The following is an 11,908-nucleotide window of genomic DNA, read 5'->3' as shown; positions in this document are numbered from 1 at the left end:
ACTGCTTGGGGACCACAATCAGCTATGGATTTAAATGACGTGGGATTTAGATCATTTGACTGCTCTAGTAAGGCTCTAATATTTTCATTTATACATTTTTGCTCAATAGATTGTTGAACAATCTGTGTTTGCGTCAAATGTGATTTTATACCAAGCGATCTAGGCATTAGGCCTAATGATTGACCAACTATACAGATAAAACTGATAATGACTTTAAGCCATAGATGCGCCAGATACATAATCGATACACCCCTTGGTACGATGCCCGAATTCTACCGACTATAGTCATTTTCGTCCGTTAAACGACTTTTATCGGTATTTCGATTATGTATTTAATTTCTCTAAAAATGTGATAAACAACTAAATTCTTAAACTAAGTCCGTACCCAAAATCCTGTTTCTGATCAGCGCAATAATTTATGGTGTCAATGCTTCACCTCCAAAGAAGATCTGTTTTGAGCACTCTAGATAGCAAACACTGCCTCAATTTCGATCGATACCTCCGGTGAAAACAAACTCTTCACCTGTACCAAAGAACTAGCAGGTAAATGCTCGCCATAATGACGAAACAACACCTGTCGTAATCCATCAATCCCTTCTAGCTCAGTCACAAAAATTGTCACCTTCAACAACGATGCCAAACTCGTATTCTCAACCTTGGCTAACTTGCCTAACTGAGAGAAAATAAACTCCGCCTGCTGATCAATGGACTGTCCCTGAGCGGGTGAGCCAAATGCCGTTGTCCCAGACACATAGAGCGTCCCATTATGCTTTACTGCATGGGAATAAGGTCCTACAACCGGACCTAAATGGTCATAGTTTTTCCGTTCAATTGCCATCTAACTTATCCCAAAATCAGTTTTAATCAAATCGCAAACCACATACGAGCCCTGCGTGCAGGTACTTCAAATGTAAATGAAGACTCCGTAATTTCAATCGGCGGGTCCTCTGTCAGACTATCTTGATAAGGATGAAACCACTTAAACTTAAACTGCGTATCTACGGTAATCTTTCGAGGCTCTTCACATTTGTTGATAGCAACAATACCTTCTTCCTCGCGTCGCCATAGGAGGGTGCAGTCATCGGCGTGTAGTACCTCCATGCTGATGCCTTGCATACGATTGTGGAACGTGATCATGCGGACCATGCGATCGCGATTCCAAACCCCTTGCCAACGACCCCCATCCGTCTGCCCAAATGGGGGATCAGCCGTCGTCCCATCATCAAACACCATGGGCGTTCCACCATCCCGTCCCATAATGTAGGCGTAGGCCAGATCTTCATCTACAGGGTCTAATATCAAATAACGAAACGGATCGTTATAGGGAATATCGTGGGTGGTCACCACAGTCACAGCTCGGCTATTTTCTAGAGCATTACCGGTATCATAGGGCTGTGCAATCTCCGATAGGGGCCTGCCAACGCTAAAGGCTTGTTTGATCGCATTCAACAACGGAAAATCATAGGCTGCAAAGCTAGCCGGTAATTCTCTCAAATAGGGCTCCAGAAACAAATTATATTCATGGTCTCCCACCCCCCCTGTGGTAATGATCTCTGCAAAAATTTGAGTATTATTGGCAATCTCATCGGGGATAAAATATCGAATCGCTGCGTTGGGCATATGTTTGGCAGCATCTACCCGAAACCCACGTACACCCAGATCATAAAGTGTTTGAACATAGTGTTTCCGTTGCTCCAACACCCAGTTATCTCCCGATACGGTATCTCTTAAATCAGGTAAACCGGGATCATCTCCTGCACCACAAATACGTCCCTTAACGACCTCATCGCGGTTGCCATAGTTGCGAATGCATTTGGGCGCATGAAAATCTTGGGAGTTAAACAAACCACCGTCTAAGTCACCGTATAGTCGCTGTCTTTCCCAATAGTCAGGATCTTCAGCGTACTCATCTAATACATCCATCCCAGGAAAGGTGGTCGACCCATTGCGCTCATTCGCCATATGATTCACCACCACATCGGCGTAGGTGAGCACCCCCACTTTCGATAAGGCATTAATCATGGCAACAAAACTCTCTTTATCCCCATCACAGTTACTGATCACCCTAAAATCTTGGGGTTGATAGCGCTGATACCATCGACATTCCTGTGTGATCGGTGATTTGAGAGGGGGCGTGACCAATACAGCCCCATAGCCTGCAGCTGCGATCGCTGGGGCTCGTTCCGTCACAGTAGCATAGCTCCAATCAAACGCATGCAGGATGACATTAGCCTGGGCTGGCTGGTTGGCCGATAACAAGACGGTTACTGCCACCGTGACGGCAGTCAGACAAAAGGTAGCCAATTTTCGAAACATGGCGACATGAGTTAGCAACGATAATCAGAACAATGCTATAGCACCGCTACTTTTACGTTTGACATGGTGAATAAACTCTTCAAATTCAAGGGTTTCTACCAGGTTCCCGAGTAGCGGATGGTACATTATCTAGGACCGCGCATCCTTTCTGAGGATGGGCAAGTTTATTTACGTCCTTGTGGTTCTGGAATGGCTGGATAACCAAGGTCGTTTTTCAGGGTGGCTGATGAGTTTATGCATTAATCCCGATTGTCCCCGGCCTGATCACCCAGGCAATAGTGAGGTAAATAGCTGTCAAGCTTGTGGGACAACCCTCCTTTTACAAGGGCGCTATCGTGTCATGCGCTTGCTGAGCAGCCAAACCGGCTTTGGCATGGTCTACGAAGCCTACGAGCGGGACCTGCCTAAAATCCTAAAAATACTGCGGCTTGAGCATAGCCAAACCTCGAAAATTGTGTCCATGTTTCAGCAGGAGGCCGCTACACTGATCCAGCTGAAACATCCGGGTGTGCCTTTTATGACTGAGGATGGCTACTTCACACTGACACCCACCACCATGACTGAACCGCTGCACTGCATCGTCATGGAAAAGATTGACGGTATCAACCTGACCCAGTGGATGATACAGCAGGGGAATCATCCCATCCGTGAACAGCAGGCGCTACAGTGGCTGACCCAGCTAGTGGAAATTCTGGAGCAGATTCACCAGAAAAATTACTTCCACCGAGACATCAAGCCTGACAATGTCATGATTCGTACAAGCGGTCAGCTGGCCTTGGTGGATTTTGGGGCCGCTCGGGAAATGACCCAAACTTACTTAAATCAGGTGAGCAAAGGTGGCCTCGTCACAGCCATTAGCTCGGCTGGGTATACGCCGCCCGAACAGGAACAGGGTCAGGCGGTACCCCAGTCTGACTTTTATGCTTTGGGTCGCACCCTGATTTATTTATTAACCGCCAAAGTACCGACAGATTCGGCCCTTTACGATCCCTTACACAATCGGTTTGAGTGGCGCTCCTATGCACCCCAAATCTCAGCTGGGTTAGCGGATTTACTCGATAGCATGATTGCTCCACGGGTGGTGGATCGCCCGACCACGGCCCAAGACATTCTGAGGCGGCTAGAGCCGTTGACTGCTCGGGGGGCTGCTCCACCAGACTCAGGCCCACCAGTGCTACCCGCCACCACGCTGCCTAACGGTGCACATCCCCCTAAAGAGGCGACAGCCTTGCAAATGGGCATTACCACGCCATCGTGGCAAACCCTGCCGCAGACGATGCTGCCAGTGGAGCAAAAACGGCGATGGCCCTGGGTCGTTGTCGCTTTAATGGGGGTACTGGCAGTCGGTGGCAGTGCGATCGCACTCCGCCATTACCTAAAGCCTGAACCCATCCCAGTCCAGCTACCAGACCCTACACAGCTTCAGGTACAACTCCAGCGCACCCTATCCGCCCACACCGGTACCATCAACGACTTGCTCATGTTTGCCGATGGTCTACGGATGGTCAGCGCCAGTGCCGATAAGACTATCCGTCTGTGGGATTTAACCTCTGGACAAGTGCTGCAAACTTTCGGCGATCAAACGGGCTTCGTCAATACGGTACTGCTCAGCCCCGATGAAACTCAGCTTTATAGCGGTAATGCCGATGGCGCACTCCAGGTATGGACCATTGCCAGTGGCAACCCCCTTTGGCAAGAATCTGACGCCCACAGTGGTCCCATCAATATCATTGCCCGTACGCCCGATGGTCAGCTGCTGATCAGCGGTGGGGCCGATGGCATGATTCACCTTTGGCAGGCCAGCACGGGAAACTTGGTGCAATCGCTAACCACTGAGCAGGGCACCATCAATAGTCTTGTGGTGACATCGGACGGTCAATACATCATTAGCGGTGGTAGCGATCGCACCATTAAGCTTTGGCGCATTTCTACCAGTGAACTGGAGCGCACCCTGGAAGGGCATGAGAGTTTTATTAACGCCCTGGCCATTAGTCCCGATGGTCGATTTTTATTTAGTGCCAGTGCCGATGGCACCATCCGGCAATGGCAGATCAAAACTGGTGAACCCTTGCACATTTTGTCAGGCCACACCAGCTTTATTAACGATATGGTCTTTAGCCGAGATGGTCGAACTCTAAGTACGGGGAGCGCAGACAAAACCGTACGCATCTGGAATGTAGAGACTGGTGCAGCAGAACAGGTCTTAACTGGATTTAACATGCTGATCGATCATTTGGTGGTGTTGTCGTCCGACCAAATTATTACAGCTAGTCGAACAACCCCCGCTATCAAAGTTTGGCTCAGGAATAAATAGGCCCCCGCTTCTTTGGGGCTAACCTCTGGGGTGCGCGATTCGGGCCATATGCAGCGTCGAAGTGCCCATGATTTTGCACATTTATTCTGATAGTAGAAACAGCGTTGCGATGTCCCAAAGCATGCCGGTAAACTGACGCTGTGTTGGTGTAGTTATCTGTTTAGGTATAATTTTCTCAAAAGCGGAACGTTTGACAAAATCCCAAATGGGAGAATTAATGTGGTCTAGACAATAGTCTCTTAAGTAAATCCTTTTGTTTTCTATCAGTTGAGCTGTTTCTGAATCTGCCCTGTGTATTGTTTTATTTCGGGGGCGTATCTTTCTCACTAATCTGTAGTCTAGAGAATTTCTAATGATTTCATACCAACAATTTACAGTTGATTGTTGAATCTTCCATGTAGTCTCAAAAGGGATGTTACATAATTCGGGTGAGAGACTCAGGATTCGATAATGTAGAGGTTCTGTATATCGCTGTTTTGCTGGAATTGAGTAAGCGGCTTTTATAAAAGGCCGAGTACAGAGGGGAGCAAAGGAGATATGACCTGGGTGCAACGAGCAATTACTGCCGGCCCAGCGTCTAACGCGTTCATATGTATACAAAACGCAGGGGATATCGACTAATTTAAAGCCTTCTTCTAGTGATGTTTCGATAAAACACTTTAAATATTTAGCAGCAGTTTGTACTATTTCATCCTGTAGCAAATCGTGTCGCCGCCAAGTAAGCTTGGCATCGTTTAGATACCTGTAAACATAGTCAAAATTCTTTTGATGAAGGAAAAATTTTGCATTACTGTAATACGCTCTAGCAATCTCGCCACCGCCACCATTTAAGACAACTCCTAGCTGATTGTCCACTGCCTGGTCATTAGGGCGAAATTGTCTGATGGAAATTAAGCCATCTCTCTTGGTAATCCACCTTTGAGCACTTTCGAGCCAACTTTGAAGATTTTGCTCCTTTTTTTCCTGTATTACAGTCCATTTCAATTTGAACTGTTTAGCAATTTTGCTGGCGATTTCTACATCAATTGCCTCTGACGTAACTAGAGAAAAGAATTCTGCATCTATATTATTTTTAATAAGCAAAGAAGCCAGGAGTCGAGAATCACGACCTGCGGTTAAAGGGCAGTATACAGAAGCGCCAAAAGAATACGTTAGCGCTTTCATCATTTGCTCTAGATCGTGGGTAAGGCTTTGTATTTGTTGCTGTGATGTTAGGTGTGTTTGAGGTAGTTGGGAAAGCCGAGCACGCTGAAAATATTTGTGTTTTTGGGGTTCTATGTGACCTTTTTGCCATTGCCAATGTTGACCAGGAGGCAATACTTGAATGCCTTCTCTCAACGTGCGGTCACTAGACGCCCAGCCCCAGGTTAAATAAAGGCTGATCCCTAGCGAATCAAATTTACTGACTTGACCGATACGTTTTAGCAAGTAAACACTATTACTAATAAACCACTGATTTCCCTGTTTCAAGTAATAGACCTGATACATCCCTAAGGGATCATTGATAATCTCTAATGAACTTTCTAGGTTTTTGTGAATACGGGCAATGACAAACTGTCCTTCCAAAATATCTTTCAAGCTATGCCAGTGTTGGTTAAGCTCCTCAAGGTTGTAGACATTAAAATCACCCCTTGGATTGATCATACATCCGTCAAATAAAAGAATTTCCTGCTCAGTCTCCTTGACATAAACTTTTGGTTCAATCAGATGTCTAGATGTATGAATATTGGCTGTAAAAAGATAGTTATTCTGCTTAAATGACCAAAGGGTATTCGGATCAAGTTCAGGGAAAAATTCTTTTAGCTGTAGTAGCTCTGACAATATTTTTGGTATTTGGTAATCTTGACAGTTTAATCCGATTAAGAAAATATTCATTGATGGTGTCTGAATTAATAAGTTGGGTTTAAAAAATCAATAGATAGAGTCTTTAAGAGGATATTGAGTGCTATGGAATTAACATCATTTACTGTTTGTTTGATGAACTAGCTAAAAAAGAGAAAAACTTAGCTTATGCGAGCAAAATTAGCTCTAAACGGGCACCAACTTAGGCCCAAAAACCTTGATTAGCCTAAGAAGGCGAAAAAAGCTTGAATTCAGATTCCTTTCCTGAGGAAGATGTTCTGCTTAAGTGGTATCCGTTAAATGATTCTATGCTTGCATATTGCGAGTAAGGCTCAACTGATTACTGATGAAAATTAGATGATTTATTGATAATTCCTAATATATAGTTATCTTTTGGCTAGACAGTATATATCCTTATCGTCGCTACTAATTACAAGCCTCTAACAATTTTGTAGTGTCTCATCCTCCACATGGGCACCACTCGCCACAAACTTCTTTGCTGATCGAAATTTGTCTGTCTCCCGCAGTTGCTGACTCATAAATCGGCAAATCTCCAACAAAATGTGAGGGCGCTGCGTCGTTAAACTAATAAACCGCTGTTTCTCCAACTTCAGCAACATGCAATCATCTTTCGCAATTGCCCCATTCCAACGGGGTGCATCGTCAAACAAGGCAATCTCACCAAAATAATTACCTGTCATCAGCTGCTTAATCTCTTTTTGTTCATCATCTACAGTCTTCACAATCTGCACTGTTCCCGACGCGATGATATACAGATGAGACCCCCAGCTACCCTCTTCAAAGATAGTTGTACTTGCCATAAACTGCTGAGGCACAAGAGCTTCATCAATTAGTAATAGCTCATCTAAAGAGAGATTTTGAAACAGGGCGACATCTTTGAGGATAATCAGACGATTCATAAGTGTGTCGGGTGTAGATGGCTGTAGTGCTGTGTAGACATCCTGTAGCAGGGGTGGCGTGGGGAACAAGTCACGGGCCACGGACTGAACCACAGGATCTATATCTTTTAACGATGCCCGAGGAATTTTGGCCAAAGCGATTAACGCTCCGGCTCGCAACCAGCGATCTTTAGATTCAATTGCTTCTAACAGAATCTTATAACCTTTATTCCGTAGCCAGTGAAGCGAGGGTTGAGACCCTTGGGCTGTCCCCACGCCGTCGGTATCTTGCTCTAGTAATGGTAACAGTGGCAAGATAAACCGACGGTGGCTGAGGGATGCTAATACCTCGACTGCATTGGAGCGATCGCGACTGTCTGTGGTGGCAAAAATCTGGTTCACCGTATTCACAGTGCGGCTATGGCCCAGGCTGGACAGCACATAGAGCACCTTTTGAATCAGCCGCTGATGATAGTCTTCAATGGCAACGGCCAGGGGCTTCCAGTTGGGGTCATCCTGGGGAATCTGGGTTTGCCAACGACGGGTGTGACCCACCTGCTGAAAATCATCTGCCAGGTGGGCATACAAAATGTCGCTGGCCTGGCGGGTGCGAATTTTACCGATAGCTGCGATCGCACTATTTACTGTCTGTCGATTATCAGACCCCAGCTGTTCCTTAGCCTCAGTCAGACCTCCCTTAGCCGCCAGCAAAGTAGCCGCCTGTTCCCGTACCCGAGGGTGAACGTCGCCTAAGGCAGTGGCCAGGGGCACCAGATTCCCATGGCTTTGTTGCCATAGGGTGAGGGCCGCAATTCTCACCCCAGGTTGCTCGTGGGAAAAATGCTGCTGAGCCAGGGCCAGGGTCTTGAGGCGGGCCGCATCGGGCATGGTTTCACCCAACTTAGTCAGGGTTTCTAGGCCTAGCTGTTTCGTGTCAGCACTGCCGTGGGGCAAAAGGCGTGTGGTCAAAAATTCCAGCAGTGTTTCATCGGCACTGCGTGCCACTACACGGATGACCGCCTTTGCCACCCCTTCATCCAGCCCATACTGTTCAATCTCTGAAAATGCCGTATCCGTGAGCGCAGTTCCCTGCAGTCTGGCCACCATGGCTAGGGATCTCAAACTTAGATCAGCCTGCGCAATCAGCTCATCCAAAATCTCATCCGCAATCGGCTGTTGCTGCACCATGAGAATTTCCAACGCCGTTAGCCGACAGGCGAGCGGCTGCTCTGGTGTCAGTTGCTCTTGCCAAACAGACCAGAGTCCGGCTTCTCCTGTCTCGTCTGGCTCTAGCTCAGCGTTTGGCCCTACCCCTTCTTCTGAAACTCCGTCGCTAAATAACGACACCACCGCCGATCGCACCTGGCGATCTGCCCCTGGCAACAAGGTTAGCACATCGTCTAAAAACTCCCCCGGTTCTCCCACCCGCGTTGCTAATTCCAGACCTTTAATCTGGTCGTAGCGCTCGTCTGACTGTAGCAGGGTCTGAATCGTTGCCTTCAGGGGTAATACCGCCTGACGGCTGGCCAGCTGATCGAGGTCAATGGCATCTGTGCGAATTAGATCTTCTAGCCCAGCGGTATAAAAGCGTCCCATGGGCAGCCGCACTAGCAAAAATAGCATGACCAGACTGCAGACTAGCCAGGTGATTTGCTCCAGACTGAGGGTATGTTCACCCAGCCATAAAAATGCGCCTGCACAGGTTAGCCCCACGGCATAGATAAACCCGTCGCTCAAGGTGCGAATCCGCCCCATAAATTCTTTGGGGATGGCGTTGTAGTTAAGCTGATGGACCGGTAGATTAATCGCTTTATAGAGGGCATCGCTGTTGAGCTGTAAACCAATGGCAGCTGGCAGCTGGCCGTTGACCCCCAGCCCCATAAATGCGGCCAGGGTGGTCAATGGAAAGACCACGTTCATGCGAGCTACCCCCAGCCAGCGCAGTAGAGGCCGAGTCAGACCGTAAAGCACCACCATTTGGACAATGCTTACCACCACTCGCATCAGGCCCAAAAAGCCAGTCAGGGCCCGTTGTGTAAACTCCTGACCGTAGATGCTAAACCAAAGAAATTCAGAGCTGAGGTAAATGATCACCAGCAAAAAGCTGCTGGCCGCCAGAAAAATAACCAGTGGATAGCGCTTGGCCAGTTCGGGAAATGACTGGAGCGATTCGATGACACCAACGGTTTCACTGGGCTGTTTGCTGAGGGGGCGCTGGGTACGGTCGAGATAGGCGAGTTGCAGCAGTGCGATCGCAATCACCACTGGCAAACACAGCAGTAAATTCTGGGTGCTCAACCACCGCGATAACCCACCCACCAAACTACCGCCGACTAAGGCACCCACCGCCTGGCTAATACCAATATAGGGAGCATACTGCTTGTACTCCAGGGTATTAAAGTAGTCAGTCAGCAAACTGGGGTAAAGGATATTGTTACAAATATCCCACTGAAAAAAACTGACAATCAGTAATCCATAGTAAACAGGAGCCATATCCAGGGGCAAAGCCAGCCGTAGAGCGACCACCAGCATCAGCAATACCACCAGTGCTCCACAAAACAGCTCAGTGCTGCGAACCCGCTGCACCACCTGGCTGATGCAGATATAGGCAGGCATGGAGCAGAGGCCAATCAAAATAAATGCAATCGGTAGCCGTTCAGCCCCCAGCTGGCTGACAAAGATAGAATTAGCCACCGCGATCGCCATCACACTCTGCACCAACACCGTCACTGCAAGCAGTAACAGCTGGGTCAGCCGGCTATCCTGTAAAGATTTAAACGCGGTTAGCATCAACGACATCAGTTCATAGCTTTTCCATACTATTAAACGTCCATGACAAAAAAATGAAGAATTTAGTTATCTCGTATTGGTGTATGGCTATGAATGGGTCTAATCTTCCCCCATATCCTCTAATGCTAAAGGCTGTACAGAACGGGGTAACCGATCGATGGGTTCAATGGTGTCCAAGTCATCACCGGCTGCTGCTCCTAGGGCTTTAAATTTACGCGCACTCACCAGCACCCGATTTTCTAAAGATCCCACTGCTTTATTAAAGGTGTCGACGGTAGAATCCAACCCCCGCCGCATTTTTTGCAGATGTCCGGTAAATACCCGCATCCGGTCATACAGTTCTCGACCCAGGGTACTAATCTGCTGAGCATTTTCTGTAACGGCATCCTGCTGCCAGCCATAGGCCACGGCCTTAAGCAAAGCAATCAGTGTGGTGGGGGTGGCTAAAATCACCCGCTGGGCAATACCGGCTTCGATTAGACTAGGGTCTTGTTCCAGCGCAGCACTGAAGAAGATTTCCCCAGGTAAAAACAACACCACAAATTCAGGGCTGGGTTGAAACTGATCCCAGTAGGCTTTTTGACCCAGTTGCTGAATATGTCGACGCACCTGCTGGGCATGCTCCTTGAGTTTATTCAGCCGTAGGGCTTCATCGGTCATATCCAAAGCTTCCAAGTAAGCTGCCAGAGGAGCCTTGGCATCCACAACAATGCGGCGCTGCTGGGGTAGCTGCACCACCATATCAGGGCGTAGTGCACCGTTACCGGTCGTGACCTGCTGGGCAAAATCACAGTGCTCCACCATCCCCGCAATCTCTACCACCCGCTTCAGCTGAATTTCTCCCCAGCGACCCCGCACATTGGGAGCCCTCAGCGCCTTGGTTAAATTGGCAGTTTCCGTTTGGAGCTGCAACTGTCCTGTGGCCAGCTGAGTAATTTGCTCGCTCAGCTGACTATAGGCCGATAGCCGATTACGTTCTAAATCCTGTAAGTAGGTTTCTACTTTGCTCAAAGACGATTGCAACGGCTGCACCAGGCCATCAATGGCTTGCTGTCGTTGCAGTAACTCACTGCTCGACTGAGTATGAAACTGCCCTAGTTTTGTTTGGGCCAGGTTCAAAAACGTCTCGTTGTTAGTCCGTAAAGCTTCAGCTGAAAGGACCTTAAATGCCTCCACCATTTGCTCTCGGGCTTGGTTTAACAATGCTAGCTTTTCGTCGGTGGTCTGCTGTTGCGTTTGTAACTGGGTTTGGCTCTGGGCCAGTCGCACTGTGAGCTGGCTCTTCTCTGCCTGCAACCGTTGATTTTCTGTTTGCAAAGCTACGGTCTGAGCAGCTTTACTTTCAGCCACCGCTCGCTGTGCAGCCTCCTGGGTCAGCGTTTGCCGTTCTTGTTCAAGTCTGGTCTGCAAACTGTGGATTTGTTGTTGCAGAGCGCTGAGCTGTTCATCTTTAGCGTGTAACTGCTCAATCATGGTGGCGCGTTCTGCCACCAGATCATGCTTGGCACGTTCCCTCACGGCTTGATATCGAGACTGCCAAATAAGCCAACTCATTAGACAGCCCAACCCTGCCCCTGCCAGAAAAATTACCGGCCACTGCATAGGCTAAGTACAGATTTACTATTGCACCATAGAGTATCATCCTAATTCTCAATCGTAAAATCGCTACTCAACCCGCCATAATGCGCAGGTGTTTAAGTGAGTTGCGTTGATTCTGCCGTAGTCACCGGGTACTTTCATAAAAGAT

At 48.0% G+C, this 11,908-nt stretch carries 6 protein-coding genes; 1 reads left to right on the top strand and 5 read right to left on the bottom strand.

Features of this window, described 5'->3' with window-relative positions; all coding sequences use genetic code 11:
- Window positions 1–463 precede the first annotated feature (463 nt).
- Complete coding sequence (locus SPB21_RS13560; protein WP_163699238.1) at window positions 464–838, bottom strand: RidA family protein; 375 nt, start codon at window positions 836–838, stop codon at window positions 464–466.
- Between the two features lie 26 nt (window positions 839–864).
- Complete coding sequence (locus SPB21_RS13555; protein WP_499866835.1) at window positions 865–2,316, bottom strand: alpha-amylase family protein; 1,452 nt, start codon at window positions 2,314–2,316, stop codon at window positions 865–867.
- 154 nt (window positions 2,317–2,470) lie between these two features.
- Here SPB21_RS13555 and SPB21_RS13550 point away from each other — a divergent pair, with 154 nt between their 5' ends.
- Entirely contained in the window at window positions 2,471–4,630 is a 2,160-nt protein-coding gene (locus tag SPB21_RS13550) for a protein kinase domain-containing protein (protein ID WP_499866834.1), read from the top strand.
- An 81-nt stretch (window positions 4,631–4,711) separates the two neighbouring features.
- Here SPB21_RS13550 and SPB21_RS13545 read toward each other — a convergent pair whose 3' ends face one another.
- The 3 genes from SPB21_RS13545 to SPB21_RS13535 form a co-directional block, all read right to left on the bottom strand.
- Window positions 4,712–6,505, bottom strand: coding sequence for an asparagine synthetase B family protein (locus SPB21_RS13545; RefSeq protein ID WP_163664879.1), 1,794 nt, complete (start codon window positions 6,503–6,505; stop codon window positions 4,712–4,714).
- 407 nt (window positions 6,506–6,912) lie between these two features.
- Window positions 6,913–10,161 carry a cyclic nucleotide-binding domain-containing protein gene (locus SPB21_RS13540; protein WP_499866833.1) on the bottom strand — a complete coding sequence of 1,083 codons (3,249 nt, stop codon included), beginning with the start codon at window positions 10,159–10,161 and terminating at the stop codon, window positions 6,913–6,915.
- A gap of 99 nt (window positions 10,162–10,260) precedes the next feature.
- On the bottom strand, window positions 10,261–11,763 hold the full coding sequence (locus tag SPB21_RS13535) for a DNA recombination protein RmuC (protein WP_499866832.1): 1,503 nt from the start codon (window positions 11,761–11,763) through the stop codon (window positions 10,261–10,263).
- Window positions 11,764–11,908 lie beyond the last annotated feature (145 nt).

Source organism: Leptothoe sp. ISB3NOV94-8A, assembly GCF_043421595.1.
GTDB lineage: Bacteria > Cyanobacteriota > Cyanobacteriia > Phormidesmidales > Phormidesmidaceae > Leptothoe > Leptothoe turfae.
The sequence above is the reverse complement of the archived record's forward strand: the minus strand, read 5'-3'. Positions and strand labels throughout refer to the sequence as shown.